This window comes from Streptomyces sp. NPDC002566, assembly GCF_042889585.1.
Classification (GTDB): Bacteria; Actinomycetota; Actinomycetes; order Streptomycetales; family Streptomycetaceae; genus Streptomyces.
Genome location: NZ_JBIARD010000002.1, coordinates 1,146,541 through 1,165,392, shown reverse-complemented (window position 1 = coordinate 1,165,392; position 18,852 = coordinate 1,146,541). Strand labels below are relative to the sequence as shown.

Here is an 18,852-nt window from a genome sequence, read left to right as displayed (position 1 = left end):
CTCGCATCGTCGACGACCGAGGTCCTGCGCCATCCCCGGTGACCGCACCGCGCGCCGGGAGATGACGCCGATGCGCGGAACTCCCTTTCAGAATACGGGAGTCACGGCACGGCCGCCGTCGCGTCGCCGTCACTGCCCGACGCGGCCCGGCTGCAGCGCCTTGGTGAACAGGACCGTGCCGTCCTGCTCGCGCAGCCGCACCGTCAACTCCCCGTTGTCGCCGTCGATGTCGACCTCTCCGAAGAACTGGTAGCCGTCGGCGGGGGAGACGTTCGCCGTGGCCGGCGCCTTCACGAAGACGCGGTCCGGGCCGAACGTGCCGTCCAGCGCGCTCGCCGGGAAGGCGCCCGCGTTCAGCGGCCCGGAGACGAACTCCCAGAACGGCGCGAAGTCCTTGAACGCCGCCCGTGACGGGTCGTAGTGCTGGGCCGAGGTGTGGTGGACGTCCGCCGTCAGCCACACCGTGCCCGTGATCCGCCGGTGCTTGACGAACCGCAGCAACTCCGCGATCTGGAGCTCACGGCCGAGCGGCGCGCCCGGGTCGCCCTGCGCCACCGCCTCGAAGTTGGGCTCGCCGTCGGTGGTGTCGGGCACGACCAGTCCGAGCGGCATGTCGGCGGCGATCACCTTCCACACCGCGCGGGAGCGGGCCAGTTCGCGCTTGAGCCACTCCAACTGCTCCCGGCCGAGGATGCCTTGAGCGTCGGCGGTCTGGGCGTCCGGCGAGTTGGAGTCACGGTAGGTGCGCATGTCCAGCACGAAGACGTCCAGCAGGGGGCCGTGCCGCTGCACCCGGTGGACCCGGCCGCTCGGGCGGCGCAGGGTGGAGATCGGGAAGTACTCCGAGAACGCCCGGCGGGCCCGCGCGGCGAGCACGTCCACGTCCTTCTCGGTGTACCGGGCGTCCCCGAGGATCTCGCCCGGATACCAGTTGTTGGTGACCTCGTGGTCGTCCCACTGCACGATGGAGGGGACCTGGGCGTTGAAGCGCCTGAGGTTGTCGTCGAGCAGGTTGTAGCGGAAGTTGCCGCGGAACTCGGCGAGCGTCTCGGCGACCTTCGCCTTCTCCTCGGTGGTGACGTTCCGCCAGGTCCGCCCGCCGGGGAGCGGGGCCGACCCGGCGAGCGGGCCGTCGGCGTAGATGTTGTCGCCGCTGCACAGGAAGAAGTCGGGGTCGAGCGCGGCCATCGCCCGGTAGATGCGGTAACCGCCGAGATCCGGGTTGATGCCCCAGCCCTGTCCGGCCAGGTCGCCGGACCAGACGAACCGTACGCCGTCGCGCCGCGTCGCGGACGCCGTGCGGAACGTGCCGGTCACCGGTTCGCCCGTACGGCGCGGGTCGTCCGGGTCGGCCAGCAGGACGCGGTAGTGGATCTGTTCGCCGGCCGGCAGCCCGTGCAGCCGCGTCGTGCCCGTGAAGTCGCTGTCCGCGCCCAGCAGGGGACCGAGCCGACGGCGCGCATCGCGGAACGACGGGGTGGCCGCCGTCTCCACGATCATCCGCGCCGGCCGGTCCGAGCGCACCCACACCAGCCCGGAGTCGGTGGTCACGTCCCCGGCCTGCACGCCCCAGCCGGCCCGGGGGCGCCCCGACAGGGCGAGGGCCGGCGCCGCGCCGGCCGCGACGGGCAGGGTCAGAGCCGCCGACGCGGCCAGCGAGCCGCGCAGCACGCTGCGACGCCCGGGGAGCGGACGAAGTGACATGACAGGCCTCCTGAGACGGAACCGACCGGTGTGCACAGCCATCCCTACGGCCCCGCCACGGCCGGCACGCGAACCGGACGTGAACATCAGGACGCGGCGCGGAGGCGGACACCGGCCGCCGCGGGCCGCCGCTCAACGCCGGCCCGCGGCCCGCGCCATCAACCGGACACCGTCCCGGATCCGCGCCGGCGACAGGTGCGCGTACCCGAGCACGAGACTCACTTCGTCGGCGTGGCCGCCGGCTTCGGGCACGCCTTCGCGCAACCCGGCGTGCGCGTACGCGGCCAGGGCCCGCACCTCGATCCCCGCCTCGGCCGTCCGCGCGGCGAAGCGGGCCCACGGGCCGTACTCCTCGGGGAGCGTCGCGATGACGTGCAGGCCGGCGGCGATGCCGGACACGCGCGTGCCGGGGAAGTGCTCACCGAGCGCGTCGACGACGGCGTCCCGCCGCTCACGGTAGGCGCGTTGGCACCGGCGCAGCTGACGGTCGTAGTCGCCGTGCTCCACGAACCGGGCGAACAGCGCCTGGTCCAGGGTGGGATGGCCCAGATCCATGGTCCTCTTGCGCTCCACCGCTTCGTCGGCCAGTGCCTCGGGCACGAGCAGCCAGCCGAGCCGCAGCCCCGGCGCGAGGGACTTGCTGACCGATCCGGTGTACGCCACCCGCTCCGGGTCGAGGCCTTGAAGCGCGCCGACGGGCGCGCGGTCGTAGCGGAAGTCGCCGTCGTAGTCGTCCTCCAGCACATAGCCGTCCACCGAGCGGGCCCACTCCAGCAGTTCGGTACGTCGGCGCGGCGAGCAGGCGATGCCGGTCGGGAACTGGTGCGCGGGCGTGGTCACCACGGACCGCACGCCCGACGCCCTCAGCGGGCCCAGCGCCGGTCCCTCGTCGTCGAGGGGGAGCGGTACGGCGGTGACGCCGGCCGCCGCGTACAGCGCGCTGTGCTGCGGGCTGCCGGGATCCTCCACGCCGACCGCGTCGATCCCGCGCGCGTGGAGCACGAGTCCGAGCAGGGCCGTCGCCTGCGCCACACCGGAGACCACGACGATCCGTTCGGGGTCGGCGACCACGCCCCGCCGCCGGGCGAGCAGCTCGGCGAGCGCGGTGCGCAGCCGGGGCAGCCCGCGCGGGTCGGGGTAGCCCAGCTCCTGGTGGGGGAGCTCCGCGAGCACATGCCGCTGGGCGGCGGCCCACGCGGCCCGTGGGAACAGCGACAGGTCCGGTGTCCCCGGCACGAAGTCGGCGCGCACCCCGGGCGGGCGCGGGGCGAGGTCCCGCGCCCGGGGCGGGGCCGCCCGCACGGCGCCGCTCACCCAGGTCCCGGCGCCGCGCTCGCTGCGCAGATAGCCCTCCGCCGTCAGCTGCTCGTACGCCTCCGTGACCAGCCCGCGCGACACGCCCAGGTCAGCGGCGAGGTCCCGGCTCGACGGCAGCCGGGTGCCCTGCGCCAGCCGCCCTGAGCGGACCGCCTCGCGCAGGGCCGTCCGGAGCGAACGCCCCCGCGCGCGTGCGGGCGCCGCCGCGGCCGGCAGCAGGAGCTCCCATGCGGCGGAGGCGGACTCTCCGGCGACGGGTGCGTGCGGATTGGTCCCCGATGGCGTCATGGAAGTGGACCTTAAGCCGGGCCGCCGCACTTCCTAACGTCGCCGTCATGAACGCCACCACCGCACGCGGCTCCCTGCTCGCCGCGCTCGCCTGCATCCTCGTCGGCGGCTCCTTCACAGCCAACAGCGTCCTCGGCTCCTACCCGTACGCGGGCGGGCAGGCCCTGCGCTACGGCCTCGCCTGTCTGCTGCTCGTCCCCCTCGCCGGCCATGGCACACGGGCTCGACTGCGCGCGCTGACAGCTCGTCAGTGGGCCCGCCTCGCCCTGCTGGCCGCCGTGGGCATGGTGGGCTTCAACCTCGCCGTCCTCGCCGCCGAACGCTCCGCCGAACCCGCCGTCCCCGGCGTCTTCGTGGGCTGCGCGCCGGTCGTCGTGGCGGTCATGGTCCCGCTGATGGAGGGGCGACGGCCGCGCCGGGCGGTTCTGTGCGGGGCGACGCTGGTGGCGATGGGCGCCTTCACCGTGCAGGGCTGGGGCCGTACGGACCCGGCCGGCATCGCCTGGTCCCTGTGCGCACTGGCCGGGGAGGTCGGCTTCGCGGTGCTGGCCGTGCCCCTGCTGCGGCCGCTGGGCCCACGGCTGCTGTCCGCGACGGTGTGCGGGCTCGCCGCCGTCGAGTCCGCGGCGCTCGGGGCGGTCCTCGACGGCGGCGCGTGGCTGCGCCGGCCCGACGCCGGCGAGACCGCCGCGCTGCTGTGGCAGGCGGTGGTCGTCACCGTCGTCGGCTTCGTGTGCTGGTACATGGGCATGCAGCGGATCGGCGCCGAGCGCGCCACGCTGTTCTCCGGTCTCATCCCGGTCGCCGCCGCCGGTACCGCGCCGCTGGCCGGCACGGGATCCTACGGCCTCGCCCAGGCCGCCGGCAGCGCCCTCGTGGGAGCCGGAGTCGCCCTCGGCGCGGGTGTGCTGGCCCGGAGGCGCGGGGCGTCGCCGGTGACCGGCGCCGGGGGCCGAGGGGGTCAGCGGCTGCCGTCGAGGAGCACGCGGGCGACGAGTGCCGGGTCGTCGTTCATCGGGCAGTGACCGCAGCCGGGGAGCCGTACCAGGCGGGCCTGCGGGATGATCTGCTTGGCCCGGACGCCCTGGCGACGCACCAGGAGCCAGTCCCGGGTGCCCCAGGCGACGGTGACGGGTATGCCGGGGACGTCGTCGGTGAACTTGACGCTCGTGCCCGCCCGCAGGGTCTCGTCGAACCCTGTGGCCCCGGCCAGCGCCAGCGTCTCGGCGACCACGGCCTCCGGTGAACGGCGGCCCGGGCGGGCGTAGATGGTGCTGGTGAGGGCCGTACGACCGGCCGCCGACCGTGACAGCCGCTGGACCATCGGCAACGGCATCCGCTGGGAGAGGTGGCGCATGGTCAGCAGGACGCCGAAGGCGTAACGGCGCTCCGCCTCCGACCAGAACCCCGCCGGGGACAGCGCGGTGACGGACCGTACGCGCTTCTCCCGGCCGAGTTCCAGCGCCAGCAGACCGCCCAGCGAGTTGCCCGCGACATGGGGGCGTTCCAGCTCCAGCGCCTCGCAGAAGGCGCCGAACACCGACGTGGTGGTGGGCAGGTCGTAGGAGAGCCCCTCAGGCAGCCCCGGGGACGCGCCGAAGCCGGGCAGGTCCACGCTGATCACGTCCCGCTCGGTGGCGAGGATGTCCAGCACCGGGTCCCAGGCCTGCCGGTGGTGCCCGATGCCGTGCAGCAGGAGCAACGGCTCGCCGCGCCCCGCGCGCGCGTAGGACACGGTGACGGGCTGTGGGCCGCTGGGGGAGGGGACCGTGAAGGAGACGGTGGCGGCGGACATGGCGGTGCTCCTCGTCTGAACGGGCTGAACGGTCGAACTGGTCCGGCTGGTTGCTCTGGTTCAACGGCGTTACGGGGTGGGGGAGTTCGGGGCAGGTGCGCGGTGCGGCGGACGGGTGCGGCCGTGGCCGGGGCGTCACGTAGACAGCTTGTCAGCAATTGCTACCGACGGGTAGCCCCCGGCGGCGCTCCGTCTGGACACCGGCCGCCGTGTCGGATGGGATGGCTCGGTGACCACAGACACCGCGACCGAGGTCTTCGAGGAGCACCGGCCGCTGCTGCTGGGCGTCGCCTACCGCATGCTCGGCCGCGTGGCCGACGCCGAGGACGTCGTCCAGGACGCCTGGCTGCGCTGGTCGGCCGCCGACCGCGCCGACGTGAGCCGGCCGCGCGCCTACCTGGTGCGGATCGTCACCCGCCTCGCCCTGGACCGCCTGACCCGCGTCAAGTCCCGCGACGAGGCCTACATCGGCCCCTGGCTGCCCGAGCCGTACCTCACCGACTTCGGTGACACCGTCCCGGACACCGCCGAGCGGGCCGTGCTCGCCGACTCGGTCTCGCTCGCCGTCCTCGTCGTCCTGGAGTCGCTGTCACCCCTGGAGCGCGCGGTGTTCGTCCTGCGGGAGGCCTTCGGTTACCCCTACGCCGAGATCGCCGCCGCCCTCGACCGCTCCGAGCCGGCGGTGCGTCAGCTGGCCGGCCGGGCGCGCCGGCACGTCGAGGAGCGGCGGCCCCGCTTCACCGTGGATCCCGCCCAGCGGCGCGAACTCACCGAACGGTTCCTCGCCGCGGCCGCGGAGGGCGACCTGGAGGGGCTGATGGCGCTGCTCGCGCCGGACGCCCGGCTCGTCGGCGACGGCGGCGGCAAGGTCCAGGCGTCGCTGCGGGTGCTCCAGAGCGCGGACCACGTCGCCCGCTTCATCGTCGGCATCGCCCGCAGGGGGCTTCCCGACGTCTCGTTCCGCTTCCTGGAGGTCAACGGCGGACCCGCCGTGCTGACCCTGTCCGGAGGCGAGCCGGACACCGTCCTCCAGCTCGACGTGGCCGACGGCCGAGTCCGGGTCGTCTACGTCATCCGCAACCCGGACAAGCTGCACGCCCTGCGGTCGTGATTCCGGATTACCCACCGTCAATTTCCGTAGGGCACCCTCCGTTTCATTGCGGCTGTTTTGCCGCCGTGTCCACGGAAAGGGCCGGATGCGAACGCTCCGTAAACGCTTACCCCTCCTGTTCCCTTGGGCTTCGAGAGCGTTCGAAGATTGATCTTGACCGTGGATGGGGGCCGCCTTATGGTCGCAGACAAGTGCAACAACCCTTAATAAACAAGGGCACGAAAACACCGCCTGCCACGGCGATCGCGAAGGACAGGGTGGGGACCTTGCAAGCGGAGAACAGGGTGGGGACCTTGCGGCTGGAGACGGTGCCTGAGCCGAAGTACTGGCATCTCAAGACCGTGCTCACCGAGGCGCTGGACTCGGAGTTCGCCGTGGGCGAGGTGCTGCCCAACGAGCGTGCGCTGGCCGCCCGTTACGGGGTCGCCCGCGCCACGCTGCGCCAGGCGCTGGAGCAGCTCGAGCTGGAGGGCCGCCTCCAGCGCCGCCGGGGAGTCGGCACCACGGTCGCGCCGCCCCGCGTGGACGTCGGAGCGGAGCGGCACGGCTGGCCCGGTGCGTCCGGTGACACGTGGAACCCGGTCGACTGCGCGCTCGCCGTACCGCCGGCGGCCGTCGCCGACGCCCTGGGCGCCGACCGCGACGAGCCCGTGCACATCGTGCGCCGCTCCCGGGTCTCACACGGCCGGCCCCTCGCCGCCGAACTGCTGTACGTCCCGCAGGCGTCGGTGCCCGAGCTGACCGCGATCGACGCCCCCTCCGGCCCGGCACGCGCGCGTGCGGTGCTGCGCGAACTGCAGCACCTGGAGCTGGAGAGCCAGGACCGGGCCGTGGAGCTGGGCTCGGCCCGCGCGGACGACGCCAAGGAACTCGACCGGCTGCCCGGCGCGCCCGTCCTCGTCGTCACCACCCGCTTCTTCGCCGGGGGCCGCACCGCCGCGCTCTCCGCGGCCACCTACCGCGCGGACACCTGCCGGCTGACGTTCGGCGCGTCGGGCGGCGTGGAGATCCACCACGACGACCCCGCACGCCAGGCCTCCTGACGGCCCGTCACGAATCATTGGGGCTCAGGTGTGCCCCCGCCGGTGACCGGCCCGTCACCGTGCCCTCCACCGCGAAGAGTTGCTCCTCGACGTGGTCGAGGGCCAGCCGCAGCGCGCCCGTCGCCACGGCCGCCTCGCCGAGCAGCGAGAGCGCCACCCGCGGCGGGCGCAGGCAGTAGCGCGCCAACTCCCGCCGCAGCGGCTCCAGTACGCCGTCCAGTCCCGCCGCCCAGCCACCGACCACCACCAACTCCGGGTCCAGGGCCAGGACCAGCGCGGCCACGTCGTGCACGAGCCGTTGCAGGAAGCGCTCCACGGCCGCCCCGGCCCGCCGGTCGCCCTCGCGTGCCTGCGCGAACACCTGCGTGACCGCCTGCTCGTCCAGCGGATGCAACGGCTCGCCCGTCGTGGACAGCAGGGTCTCCGGCGTGACCCCCCGCCCCAGCAGGTGCAGCGCGCCGATCTCGCCGGCCGCCCCGCCGTACCCCCGGTGCAGCCGCCCCCCGATCAGCGAACCGGCGCCCGGACTCAGCCCCGCCAGCACGAACACCACGTCGTCGGAACCGGTGGCGGCGCCCTTCCAGTGCTCGGCCACGGCCGCCGCGTTGGCGTCGTTCTCCACCAGCACCGGGCACTTGAAGGACCGGCCCAGCCGCTCGCCCAGCCGCAGCCCCGTCCACTCGGGAAGCGCGGTGCCCAGCCGCACCGTCCCGTCGGCCTCCACGATGCCGGGTGTGCCGACGCCCACGGCCCGCAGCGAACCGCGCGGCACGCCCGCCCGGCGCAGCAGCTCCGCCACCGCCGTGCGCAGCCGCTCCAGCCGCTCGTCGGCGGGGGCGCTCTCGTCGACCTCCGTGGCCTGCGCGCCCAGCACCCGCCCGTCCAGGTCGGACAGCAGCGCGGCCACGCGGTGCGCCCCGATCTCCAGGCCCAGCAGATGGCCGGCCTCCGCCCGGAACCTGAACCGGCGCGCCGGCCGCCCCTGCCGCCGGGCGGCGCCCTCCTCGGCCGCCTGCTCGACGACGAGCCCGGCCCCGATGAGGTCCTCCACGACCCCCTCGACGGTCGGCCGGGACAGCCCGGTGGCCCGCGTGATCTCCGTGAGCGTCGCGCAGTCGGCGGCACGCAGCTCGTGCAGCACCACCGCGGAATTGATCCTCCGCAACAGCGAGGGATCCCCGCCGGTCAGCCGCCCCAACGTCCGTCCTCCCAGCTCGCGCGCGTATGGGCCGGATCGTACTCGGCGCCGCGAACCCCGACGAGCACGAAATCGACACGAACCGCGCCCACGCGCACGTGCCGACCCTACGTCCCGCGTCCCCCGGCGCGATCTCAGCCCACCCCCACGAACCCCGACTCGTACGCCGTGATCACCGCCTGCGTACGGTCCCGCGCCCCCAGCTTCGCCAGGACGGCGCTCACATGCGACTTGACCGTCTCCGCCCCGACGACCAGCCGCGCGGCGATCTCCGCGTTGGACAGCCCGCGCGCCATCAGCCGCAGCACCTCGGCCTCCCGCTCGGTCAGCCGGGCCCGCTCCAGCACGTCCCGGGCCGCACGGTTGCCGCCCCCGTCGCCGTGCTCGGCGGCGAGCCGCCGCACCGAGGCCGGGAACAGCAGCGACTCGCCCTCGGCGACCAGCCGCACCGCGTGCACGATCTCCGCCGGCCGCGCCCGCTTCAGCAGGAAGCCGTCCGCGCCCGCGCGCAGCGCCTCGTACACGTACTCGTCGTTCTCGAACGTCGTCACGACCAGGATCTTCGGCGGGCGGTCCACCGTCCGCAGCAGTGCGCGCGTGGCCTCGATGCCGTCCATCAACGGCATCCGTACGTCCATGGCGACCACGTCGGGCCGCAGCGTCCGCACCAGCGGGATCACCGCCGCCCCGTCCGCCGCCTCCCCGACGACCTCGATGTCGGGCTGGGCGGACAGCACGGCACGCAACCCCGCGCGGACCAGCGGCTCGTCATCCACGAGCAGTACGGAAAGCGGCACCCGCACAGCTTAAAGTCCGCCCGCGATCTGTCTGACCATCAGCTCAGCGGCAGCTCCGCGCGTACCTGCCAGTCCCCGGCGTCCGGGCCCGTCGACGCGTGGCCGCCGAGCAGCGCCGCCCGCTCGCGTATCCCGCGCAGCCCGCTGCCCCGCCCGGGCCCGGCGACGGCGGCCGTCAGCGGATTGCGGACCTCCAGGGTCAGCACGTCCGCCGCGGCATGGACGCGGACCCGCACCGGCACCGCGCCCGCGTGCCGCAGCACGTTCGTCAGCGCCTCCTGGAGGATGCGGTAACCCTCGCGGGACACGGGCCCCGGCAGCGCCTCCACAGCCCCCGTCACCTCCGCGTCCACCTTCGCCCCGGACGTCCGCGCCGACTCCAGCAGACGGTCGGCCTCGGCCAGCGTCGGCCGCCCGCTCACCGGCCGCTCCGCCTCGCGCAGCACCCCGAGCACCCGCTCCAGGTCCTCCAGCGCGGCCCGGCCGGTCTCCTCGATCGCGCCGAGCGCCCGGTCCGTGAACTCCGGGTCGCCCGCCGCCCGCGCGGCGCCCGCCTGCACCACCGCCACCGTCAGCGCGTGGCCGATCGAGTCGTGCAGCTCCCGCGCGATGCGGTTGCGCTCCAAGAGCTGCTCCGTGCGTTCCTCCAGGGCGGCGAGCCGCTCGCCGGCGGACGGGCCGAGGAGCCACCGGGCGACGGCCGTGACCGCCTCGCCCATGCCGACGACGACCGCGCCGAGCGCGAGGAGGGGGAGCGGCGCGAGCAGCGCGTACCACCAGTGCGGGGCCGCGTCCGCGAGGACCGGGACGTCGTCGTGCGTCCGCCCGCGCGCGGCCGCCACCAGCTCCAGCGCGAGGACGGGCAGCCAGACGCAGGCCGCCGCCGTCACCCCGCCCAACACCATGCGCGCTTCCAGCCACAGCACCGTCCGCAGCCGGTCCCGCCAGGCCGTCGCCGGCGACACCGAGAACCCGGGGTCGCGCTCACCCGGCGTCAACAGCAGCTCCGCCTGCACCCCCTCGCCCCGGCGCACCGCCGGAATCAGCCCGACCGGCACCAGCAGCAGAGCGGGCACCCATGGATTCGACGAGTCGATGAACATCCAGACGCTCAGCAACAGCATCGGCACCCACAGATGCACCAGCCGTGTGTACGTCGTCCCCCGCAGCAGCGGACGCAGGAAGCGGCCCATGCCCACATGGTGGCAGCCGCCACTGACAACGGACCTCCCCCGAGCGGGGGAGACGGACTCCACCCGCGGGGGAGGACCCGGCCCCGGACGGGCGGCCACAGTGATGCCCATGACCAGCATCGACGTCCGCGACCTCACCAAGGAGTTCGGCCCACGGCGGGCAGTGGACCGGCTCACCTTCCGCGTCCTGCCCGGCCGCGTGACCGGCTTCCTCGGCCCCAACGGCGCCGGCAAGTCCACGACGCTGCGCCTCGTCCTCGGCCTCGACCGCCCGACCTCCGGGACCGCCACCCTCGACGGCCGCCCCTACGCCGCCCTCGAGGAGCCGCTGCGCCATGTCGGCGCGCTGCTCGACGCGCAGGCCCCGCACGGCTCCCGTACCGGCCGCGACCACCTGCGCGCCCTCGCCGCGAGCAACCGCATCCCCGCGCGCAGGGTGGACGAGGTGCTGGAGGAGACCGGCCTCGCCCCGGCCGCCCGCCGCCGCGTCAAGACGTACTCCCTCGGCATGCGCCAGCGCCTCGGCATCGCGGCCGCCCTGCTCGGCGACCCCGCGGTGGTGCTGCTCGACGAGCCGTCCAACGGCCTCGACCCGGAAGGCATCATCTGGATCCGCGGACTGCTGCGCCGGCTCGCGGCGGAGGGGCGCACGGTGCTGGTGTCCAGCCACCTGATGAACGAGACCGCCTCCTTCGCCGACCACCTCGTCGTCCTGGGCCGGGGCCGTCTCCTCGCCGACACCCCGTTGCGGGACTTCATCGACGCGCGCGTACGCCCCCGGGTACGGGTCCGCACCAGCGACCCCGACGCGCTCGGCAGGGCCCTCGCCCGGCACGGCCACGACGGCGTCGCCCACGGGGAAGGGCACTTCACCGTCGACCACGCGCGCGTGGACGACATCGGCCGCCTGGCGTCCGAGGCGGGTGTCCCACTGCTCGAACTGACCGCCGAGGAGGGCACGCTGGAACAGGCCTACCTCGATCTGACCGCCGCCGACACCGAGTTCGCGGCCCATCCGCAGGAGGCCTGACCATGGCGTTCGCTCCCGCCCTCCACGCCGAGTGGATCAAGATCCGTACACTGCGCTCGCAACTCGGCGGACTGAGCGCGATCCTGCTCGCCACCGTCGCGTTCTCGGCGCTCGCCGCGGCCGACTCCGGCGACGACCCGGCCGACGCGTTCGACCCGCTGTCCTCCGTCTACTTCGGCGTGAACTTCGGCCAGGTCGCGGCGATCGCCTTCGCGACGACGGCCGTGTCCGCCGAGTTCCACGGCGGCGCCCTGCGGGTGTCCCTGGCCGCCGTGCCGCACCGGGGCCGCTGGTTCGCCGCCAAGCTCACGGCGATCGCCCTGCCCGTCCTCGCGGTCGGCCTCGCCACCGGTCTGCTGGCCCTGGCCGTGGGCGGCGCCGCGCTCGGGGACGACGCCGACGCGATCGGCACGGGCGAAGGACTGCGCGCCGCCTTCGGATGCGGGCTCTACCTCACCCTGCTGGCCCTGTTCGCCGCCGGTCTGACGGCCGTCCTGCGCAGCGGCGTCGCCACGCTGAGCATCCTCATCCCGTTCCTGCTGATCGTGTCCTTCGTGGTCGGCGACGTGTCCGGCAACGCCGCCGACTTCCTGCCCGACCGGGCCGGCCAGACGGTGCTGCACAGCACGTGGGAGGGCGCCCTCGGCCCGTGGTCCGGACTGGCGGTGACCGCGCTGTGGGCGGCGGCGGCCCTCGCGGCGGGCGCCTGGCGGCTGCGGCGAAGGGACGCCTGAGGCGGCCGGGCGCTGACGCCCAGCCAATTGTCAGTGGCGGCCGCTTTACTGGAGCACATGGACATCGCGCGCTGCCTCGACACCATCGACCTGCTGTGCACCCGGGGCTTCCCCGCGGAGCACGGCAGGACGGACGTGGGCACCGCCGGTCCGGACGGTCTGGTCGCCGAATTAGCGACCAGCGACGACTTCTGGGAGGACGACGGGACGCGATGGGAGCAGACGCAGGCCCAGTACGACGCCGACCGGGACGGCCTCACCCAGCGGCTGACCGACCGCTGGGGCCCGCCGCACCACATCAGTCTGGCGAGCGTCCTGGAACGCTCGCTGGACGGCGAGGACATACCCGAGCCCTGGGGCTCGCTCAGCGCTCACGTGCCGGACGTCCATCTGTGGCAACTGCCCGGCACGGCACGCTGGTTGGCCCTGGGGGTGTCCCAGTGGGACAAGGAGCTGCCGTTCCAGCTCCTCGCCGTCGTCACCGAGACGGATCCGCCGTGACCGCAGGGGGCGCCTCGGCCGCCAGCCGCAGCCGCTCGAACTCCTCCGCCATCGTCGCCGTCGTCCAATGGGCGTTGAGCCCGCTGGGGTTCGGCAGCACCCACACGCGCGTGTCCCCGATGAGCCGCTCCTGCGGACCCACCCGGGCGCCCCGGTCGTCGAACGCCGCCCGGTAGGCGGTGACCCCGACCACGGCCAGCCAGCGCGGCTTCAGCCGGACGACCTTCTCCGCCAGCAGCCGGCCGCCCTCGCGGTACTCCTCGGCCGTCAGCTCGTCGGCCCGCGCACTCGCCCGCGCGACCACGTTCGTGATGCCCAGCCCGTACGTCAGCAGCTCCTCCTGCTCCGCCGGCTTGAGCAGCCTCGGCGTGAAGCCGGAGCGGTGCAGCACGGGCCAGAAGCGGTTGCCGGGGCGGGCGAAGTGGTGCCCGGTCGCCGCCGTCATCAGCCCCGGGTTGATGCCGCAGAACAGCACGCGAAGGCCGCTCGCGACCACGTCCGGGACGAGACGGTCGCGCGCGGCCTCCAGCTCCGCCTGGGTGAAGCGGCTCAGAGGATCGCTCCGGGCGTGTAACCGGCGGCCTCGGGCCGCTGCTTGACGATCTCCTCGATCCGGGCGACCACGACGCCCACCTGGTCGGCGGCGGCGCCCGTGAAGGACAGCTTGTCCGCCATCAGCGCGTCCAGCTCCGCGCGGTCCAGCGGGATGCGGTCGTCGGCGGCGAGCTTGTCGAGCAGTTCGTTGCGCTCGGCGCCCTGCTCGCGCATCGCCAGCGCGGAGGCGACCGCGTTCTCCTTGATCGCCTCGTGCGCGAGCTCACGGCCGACTCCGGCGCGCACCGCGCCCATCAGCACCTTGGTGGTCGCGAGGAACGGCAGGTAGCGGTCCAGCTCACGGGCGACGACGGCCGGGAAGGCGCCGAACTCGTCGAGCACCGTCAGGAACGTCTCCAGCAGCCCGTCCAGCGCGAAGAACGCGTCCGGCAACGCGACCCGGCGCACCACCGAGCAGGACACGTCGCCCTCGTTCCACTGGTCGCCCGCCAGCTCGCCCGTCATCGACGCGTACCCGCGCAGGATGACCATGAGGCCGTTGACGCGCTCGCAGGACCGCGTGTTCATCTTGTGCGGCATCGCCGACGAGCCGACCTGGCCCGGCTTGAAGCCCTCGGTCACCAGCTCGTGCCCGGCCATCAGCCGGATCGTCTTCGCCAGCGACGACGGACCCGCCGCCAGCTGCACCAGCGCGGTCACGACGTCGTAGTCCAGCGAGCGCGGGTAGACCTGGCCGACCGAGGTGAACGCCTGCGAGAAGCCCAGGTGACCGGCGATGCGGTCCTCCAGCTCGGCCAGCTTGTCCGCGTCGCCGCCCAGCAGGTCCAGCATGTCCTGCGCGGTGCCGACCGGGCCCTTGATCCCGCGCAGCGGGTAGCGGCCGAGCAGCTCCTCGATACGGCCGTAGGCCACGAGGAGCTCGTCGGCGGCGGTCGCGAAACGCTTGCCGAGGGTGGTGGCCTGCGCGGCCACGTTGTGCGAGCGGCCGGCCATGACCAGCTCGCCGTACTCGCCGGCGAGCTTGCCCAGCCGGGCCAGGACGGCCACCGCGCGGTCGCGGATCAGCTCCAGCGACAGCCGGACCTGGAGCTGCTCGACGTTCTCCGTGAGGTCGCGGGAGGTCATGCCCTTGTGGACCTGCTCGTGCCCGGCGAGGTCGTTGAACTCCTCGATGCGGGCCTTCACATCGTGCCGGGTGACCTTCTCGCGCTCGGCGATCGAGGCCAGGTCGACGGTGTCGAGGACACGCTCGTAGTCGGCGATCGCCGCGTCCGGCACCTCGATCCCGAGGTCCTTCTGCGCCCGCAGCACGGCGAGCCAGAGCTGACGCTCCAGCTTCACCTTCTGCTCGGGCGACCAGAGCGTGGCGAGCTCGGCGGAGGCGTAGCGTCCGGCGAGGACGTTCGGGATGCGGGGCTTGGCGGGAGCGGAAGTCACGTGCACGGAGTCTACTGGCGATTCGTGCAGGCCAGCGCCGCGGGTTCGTTCGGCGGAACCTACGAGACCCAGGTCACCCGGTGGGCGGCTCGTACGGGAGCAGGTGCGGGCGTTTGGGCGGCAGGCCGTCGCCGGAGGAGCGGCCGGTGAGGCGGCGGGCTATCCACGGCAGCAGGTACTGCCGGGCGAACCGGGCGTCCTCGGCCCGTCGCAGCAGCCAGCCCGGCGGCAGGGTCGCCGGCATCGGCGTGCGCCACTCGGTGTCCTCCGGGTCGTGTCCGAGGCCCTGCCAGACCGCCTCGGCGACCCGGCGGTGCCCCTCGGCGGACAGGTGGAGCCGGTCCACGTCCCACATCCGGGGGTCGCTCAGGGACGGGGCGGCGTACAGGTCGACGACGAGCGCGCCGTGCCGGGCGGCCAGGTCGTCGACGCAGGCGAACAGCTCCTCCATGCGCGGCCGGAACCGCTCCAGCACCGGGCCCTGCCGGCCCGGGCTGCGCATCAGCACCAGCTGCTTGCAGGCCGGGGCCAGCGTCTCCACGGCCTCGGTCAGCAGGGCGCGCACCCGGCCCATGTCGCACTTGGGGCGCAGCGTGTCGTTGAGGCCGCCGACGAGGGTGATCACATCGGCGCCCATGGCGGCGGCCACGGGCACCTGCTCCTCGACGATCTGACCGATCAGCTTGCCCCGCACCGCGAGGTTGGCGTAGCGGAAGCCGGGCGTGTGGGCGGCCATCCGTCCCGCGAGGAGATCGGCCCAGCCCCGGTAGGTCCCGTCGGGCAGCAGGTCCGACATCCCCTCGGTGAAGGAGTCGCCGACCGCGACGAGGCTGGAGTACGGGGGTGTGGTGTTCGTCTGCATGGCGTCAGCGATGGTAACCCGCCGCCATACCCGTCGGTCGGTCGCCCCGGGCGCAAGGGCCGTCAGGGCGCGGGACCCCCTGGGGGCGCCCCTGAAGGGCACCCCCGGGGCCGTCCCTCAGACCCGCTGTCCGAACAGCTCCCGCAGGACGTCCTCCATGGTCACCAGGCCCGCCAGACGGCCGTCGCCGCCCAGCACCGCCGCCAGGTGGGTGCGGCTGCCGCGCATCGCGGTCAGCACGTCGTCCATGGGAGTCGTCTCCCGCACACGTGCGATGGGCCGCAGGTCGCGAACGCGGAACGGTACGTTCCGAGGTGAGGCGTCCAGCGCGTCCTTCACATGCAGGTAGCCCACGATGCGACGCTGCTCGTCCACGACCGGGAAGCGGGAGAACCCGGACTCGGCGGCCAGCTGCTCCAGCTCCTCCGGGGTGACGCCCACGCGCGCGTACACGACGCGCTCCAGCGGCATGACGACGTCCCGCACCGGCCGCCGGCCCAGTTCGAGGGCGTCGTGCAGCCGTTCCTGGGCGCGGTCGTCCAGGAGGCCGGCCTCGCCCGCGTCCTTGACGATCTGGGCCAGCTCCGCGTCCGAGAACGTGGCCGTGACCTCGTCCTTGGTCTCGATCCGCAGCAGCTTCAGCAGCGCGTTGGCGAACGCGTTGATCGCGAAGATCACCGGCTTCAGCGCCCGGGAGAGCGCCACCAGGGGCGGGCCGAGCAGCAGCGCGCTGCGCACCGGCTCGGCGAGCGCGATGTTCTTCGGCACCATCTCGCCGAGCAGCATGTGCAGATACGTCGCCAGGGTCAGCGCGATCACGAAGGACACCGCGTGACCGGCACCCTCCGGCACGCCGACCGCGTGGAAGACCGGCTCCAGCAGATGCGCGATCGCCGGTTCGGCGACCACGCCGAGGACCAGCGTGCACAGCGTGATGCCGAGCTGCGCGGCGGCCATCAGCGCGGACACGTGCTCCAGCCCCCACAGCACGATCTTGGCCCGCCGGTCGCCCTCCTCGGCGTACGGCTCGATCTGGGAGCGGCGCACGGAGATCAGCGCGAACTCGGCGCCCACGAAGAAGGCGTTGACGACGAGGGTCGCCAGGCCGATCAGCAACTGGACGGCGGTCACTTGCCGACCTCCTGTTCCGACTGTTCCTTGGCGTCCTCGGCCGGCGCGTGCAGCAGCACCCGCGCGGCCCTGCGTCCGGACGCGTCCACCACGTCCATGCGCCAGCCGCCGACCTCCACCCGGTCGCCGACGGCCGGGATGCGGCCCAGTTCGGTGGCGACGAGCCCGGCGAGCGTCTCGTACGGCCCCTCGGGGGCGGTCAGTCCGACGCGGGAGAGCTGGTCGGTGCGGGCGGCGCCGTCGGCGGAGTACAGCACGCGGCCCTCCTCGTCCTTGCCCGCCGGGGCCAGGTCGGGCGTCTCGTGCGGGTCGTGCTCGTCGCGGACCTCGCCGACGACCTCCTCGACGATGTCCTCCAGCGTCGCGACGCCCGCGGTGCCGCCGTACTCGTCGATGACCACGGCCATCGTCCGCCGGCCGGACAGCCGGTCCAGCAGCCGGTCCACGGTGAGCGACTCGGGCACCAGCAGCGGTTCGCGCATGATCTCTGCGACCGGCACGCGCGTGCGGCGCTCCGCGGGTACCGCCAGGACGTCCTTGACGTGGGCGGTGCCGACCACCGTGTCCAGGTTGCCCCGGTAGACCGGGAAGCGGGACAGACCGGTGGCGCGGGTCGCGTTCGCGACGTCTTCGCAGGTCGCCTGCGCCTCCAGGGCGACGACCTGGACGCGCGGGGTCATCACGTTCTCCGCGGTCAGGTCGGCCAGGTTGAGCGTGCGCACGAACAGCTCGGCGGTGTCGGCCTCCAGCGCGCCCTGCTTGGCGGAGTGCCGGGCCAGCGCGGCCAGCTCCTGGGGGCTGCGGGCGGAGGCCAGCTCCTCGGCGGGCTCCAGGCCGAAGCGGCGTACGACGCGGTTGGCGGTGTTGTTGAGATGGGTGATGAAAGGGCGGAACGCGGCACTGAACCAGCGCTGGGCGTTGCCCACCCCCTTGGCCACCGTCAGCGGCGAGGAGATCGCCCAGTTCTTGGGCACGAGTTCGCCGACGACCATCAGGAACACGGTCGACAGGGCGGTGCCCAGCACCAGCGCGACCGAACTCGCCGCGCTGCTCGACAGGCCGACGGACTTCAGCGGCCCGGAGATCAGCTTGGCGATCGACGGCTCGGCGAGCATGCCGACGACCAGGTTGGTGACGGTGATGCCGAGCTGGGCGCCGGAGAGCTGGAAGGTGAGGTTGCGGACGGCTTCGAGGGCGCCCGCCGCGCCGCGCTCGCCGCGCTCGACAGCGCGTTCCAGTTCGCCGCGCTCGACCGTGGTGAGCGAGAACTCGGCGGCGACGAACGCGCCGCACGCGAGCGACAGCAGGATCGCCACCAGCAGCAGGACGACTTCCATCACCGGGTCACCTCCGTCCCATCGTCGGCCAGGGCAAGGAGGAGTGCGCGATGTCGGATACTGGGAGGCTCGCCCATGGGCGGACGCTCACACCTTTCGTCGAGGTCGAAGAGGGACCTTGAAGGTCCACGCGGTCCCCCAATGGTAAAGGATCGGCAAAGCAGCGGTGAGTGCGGTCTCCTTCGCCGCGTACCCCGCCCCGCGCCCCGCATGAGGCCCCGCCCGCACGGACCGCGCCACGCCCCGCCCGCACGGACCGGCCACCGAGTCCACGCCCCGCCCGCACGGACCGCGACCACCGCGTCCACCCCCCGCCCGCGAGGCCGCGCCCGGCGGGGCCCTACAGCGGCTTGACCCAGCGCCGCCAGTGGTCCTCCCGCTGGTAGCCGGCCGTGTCCCAGGTGTGGTGCGCCCGTTCGTTGGCCTCCAGGACCATCGCGTCGACCCGTCGTCCTCCCAGGGCGGCGAACCGCCGCTCCGCCGCTTCCAGCAGGGCGGTGGCGATGCCCTGCCGGCGGTGGCCGGGGTGTACGGCCAGGCGGTAGGCGGAGCACCGCCACCCGTCGAACCCGGCTATGACCGTGCCGGTGAGGAGACCGTCGCGCTCCGCGAGGAGCAGCGCCTCGGGGTCCCTCGCGATGAGCCGCGCCACGCCGTCGTGGTCGTCGCTGATGCTCGTCCCCTCGGCGGCCTCGCGCCAGAAGCGCAGCACGGTGTCGATGTCGGCGAGGGTGGCGTGGCGGATGTGGAGATCGCTCATGGGGCGAGCCAAGCAGAGCGCCCGCCCGCCTGGCGAACCGTTTCCGCGCGCCGGTGAGG

The 18,852-nt window shown here is 73.9% G+C and carries 18 protein-coding genes; 6 read left to right on the top strand and 12 right to left on the bottom strand.

Features of this window, described 5'->3' with window-relative positions; translation table 11 throughout:
- Positions 1 to 129: 129 nt before the first annotated feature.
- A complete protein-coding gene (locus ACFYXA_RS12165) occupies positions 130 to 1,704 on the bottom strand; it encodes an alkaline phosphatase D family protein (RefSeq protein WP_389031333.1) in 1,575 nt (524 codons plus the stop codon).
- 132 nt (positions 1,705 to 1,836) lie between these two features.
- Positions 1,837 to 3,309 (bottom strand): PLP-dependent aminotransferase family protein, encoded by a 1,473-nt coding sequence (locus ACFYXA_RS12160; protein WP_389031330.1) that lies wholly within the window; start codon positions 3,307 to 3,309, stop codon positions 1,837 to 1,839.
- Between the two features lie 47 nt (positions 3,310 to 3,356).
- Here ACFYXA_RS12160 and ACFYXA_RS12155 point away from each other — a divergent pair, with 47 nt between their 5' ends.
- Entirely contained in the window at positions 3,357 to 4,334 is a 978-nt protein-coding gene (locus ACFYXA_RS12155) for a DMT family transporter (protein ID WP_389031327.1), read from the top strand.
- Here the strand turns inward: ACFYXA_RS12155 and ACFYXA_RS12150 are convergent.
- Complete coding sequence (locus tag ACFYXA_RS12150) at positions 4,271 to 5,104, bottom strand: alpha/beta fold hydrolase (protein ID WP_352252018.1); 834 nt, start codon at positions 5,102 to 5,104, stop codon at positions 4,271 to 4,273. The two genes, ACFYXA_RS12155 and ACFYXA_RS12150, sit on opposite strands and share 64 nt — an antisense overlap.
- A gap of 229 nt (positions 5,105 to 5,333) precedes the next feature.
- On the opposite strand from ACFYXA_RS12150, the gene ACFYXA_RS12145 reads away from it, so the two are divergent.
- Both ACFYXA_RS12145 and ACFYXA_RS12140 read left to right on the top strand, forming a co-directional pair.
- Positions 5,334 to 6,215 (top strand): RNA polymerase sigma-70 factor, encoded by an 882-nt coding sequence (locus tag ACFYXA_RS12145; RefSeq protein WP_352252020.1) that lies wholly within the window; start codon positions 5,334 to 5,336, stop codon positions 6,213 to 6,215.
- A gap of 284 nt (positions 6,216 to 6,499) precedes the next feature.
- On the top strand, positions 6,500 to 7,258 hold the full coding sequence (locus ACFYXA_RS12140) for a GntR family transcriptional regulator (RefSeq protein WP_352252022.1): 759 nt from the start codon (positions 6,500 to 6,502) through the stop codon (positions 7,256 to 7,258).
- A 7-nt stretch (positions 7,259 to 7,265) separates the two neighbouring features.
- Here ACFYXA_RS12140 and ACFYXA_RS12135 read toward each other — a convergent pair whose 3' ends face one another.
- From ACFYXA_RS12135 to ACFYXA_RS12125, 3 genes are all read right to left on the bottom strand, one after another.
- Positions 7,266 to 8,456 (bottom strand): ROK family transcriptional regulator, encoded by a 1,191-nt coding sequence (locus ACFYXA_RS12135; RefSeq protein ID WP_389031322.1) that lies wholly within the window; start codon positions 8,454 to 8,456, stop codon positions 7,266 to 7,268.
- 134 nt (positions 8,457 to 8,590) lie between these two features.
- Positions 8,591 to 9,253, bottom strand: a complete 663-nt coding sequence (locus tag ACFYXA_RS12130; protein ID WP_389031319.1) for a response regulator — start codon at positions 9,251 to 9,253, stop codon at positions 8,591 to 8,593.
- Between the two features lie 38 nt (positions 9,254 to 9,291).
- On the bottom strand, positions 9,292 to 10,446 hold the full coding sequence (locus ACFYXA_RS12125; RefSeq protein ID WP_352252026.1) for a histidine kinase: 1,155 nt from the start codon (positions 10,444 to 10,446) through the stop codon (positions 9,292 to 9,294).
- 109 nt (positions 10,447 to 10,555) lie between these two features.
- Here ACFYXA_RS12125 and ACFYXA_RS12120 point away from each other — a divergent pair, with 109 nt between their 5' ends.
- From ACFYXA_RS12120 to ACFYXA_RS12110, 3 genes are read left to right on the top strand one after another with little or no spacing between them, the layout of a single operon-like run.
- On the top strand, positions 10,556 to 11,476 hold the full coding sequence (locus tag ACFYXA_RS12120) for an ATP-binding cassette domain-containing protein (RefSeq protein ID WP_389031315.1): 921 nt from the start codon (positions 10,556 to 10,558) through the stop codon (positions 11,474 to 11,476).
- 2 nt (positions 11,477 to 11,478) lie between these two features.
- A complete protein-coding gene (locus tag ACFYXA_RS12115) occupies positions 11,479 to 12,210 on the top strand; it encodes an ABC transporter permease (RefSeq protein ID WP_389031312.1) in 732 nt (243 codons plus the stop codon).
- Between the two features lie 57 nt (positions 12,211 to 12,267).
- Positions 12,268 to 12,711, top strand: coding sequence for a hypothetical protein (locus ACFYXA_RS12110; RefSeq protein ID WP_352252032.1), 444 nt, complete (start codon positions 12,268 to 12,270; stop codon positions 12,709 to 12,711).
- Here the strand turns inward: ACFYXA_RS12110 and mug are convergent.
- The 6 genes from mug to ACFYXA_RS12080 all read right to left on the bottom strand — a co-directional run bounded on the left by mug (position 12,689) and on the right by ACFYXA_RS12080 (position 18,793).
- Positions 12,689 to 13,264, bottom strand: a complete 576-nt coding sequence (gene mug / locus ACFYXA_RS12105) for a G/U mismatch-specific DNA glycosylase (protein WP_352252066.1) — start codon at positions 13,262 to 13,264, stop codon at positions 12,689 to 12,691. The two genes, ACFYXA_RS12110 and mug, sit on opposite strands and share 23 nt — an antisense overlap.
- On the bottom strand, positions 13,261 to 14,703 hold the full coding sequence (gene purB, locus ACFYXA_RS12100; protein WP_389031309.1) for an adenylosuccinate lyase: 1,443 nt from the start codon (positions 14,701 to 14,703) through the stop codon (positions 13,261 to 13,263). The genes mug and purB overlap by 4 nt, the downstream gene beginning before the upstream one ends.
- A gap of 73 nt (positions 14,704 to 14,776) precedes the next feature.
- Positions 14,777 to 15,565, bottom strand: a complete 789-nt coding sequence (locus tag ACFYXA_RS12095; RefSeq protein ID WP_389031306.1) for an SGNH/GDSL hydrolase family protein — start codon at positions 15,563 to 15,565, stop codon at positions 14,777 to 14,779.
- A 117-nt stretch (positions 15,566 to 15,682) separates the two neighbouring features.
- Positions 15,683 to 16,696 (bottom strand): hemolysin family protein, encoded by a 1,014-nt coding sequence (locus ACFYXA_RS12090; protein ID WP_352252038.1) that lies wholly within the window; start codon positions 16,694 to 16,696, stop codon positions 15,683 to 15,685.
- Positions 16,693 to 18,036, bottom strand: coding sequence for a hemolysin family protein (locus tag ACFYXA_RS12085; protein ID WP_389031302.1), 1,344 nt, complete (start codon positions 18,034 to 18,036; stop codon positions 16,693 to 16,695). Before ACFYXA_RS12085 ends, ACFYXA_RS12090 begins: the two co-directional genes overlap by 4 nt.
- A 337-nt stretch (positions 18,037 to 18,373) precedes the next feature.
- A complete protein-coding gene (locus tag ACFYXA_RS12080; RefSeq protein WP_389031299.1) occupies positions 18,374 to 18,793 on the bottom strand; it encodes a GNAT family N-acetyltransferase in 420 nt (139 codons plus the stop codon).
- Positions 18,794 to 18,852: the final 59 nt, after the last annotated feature.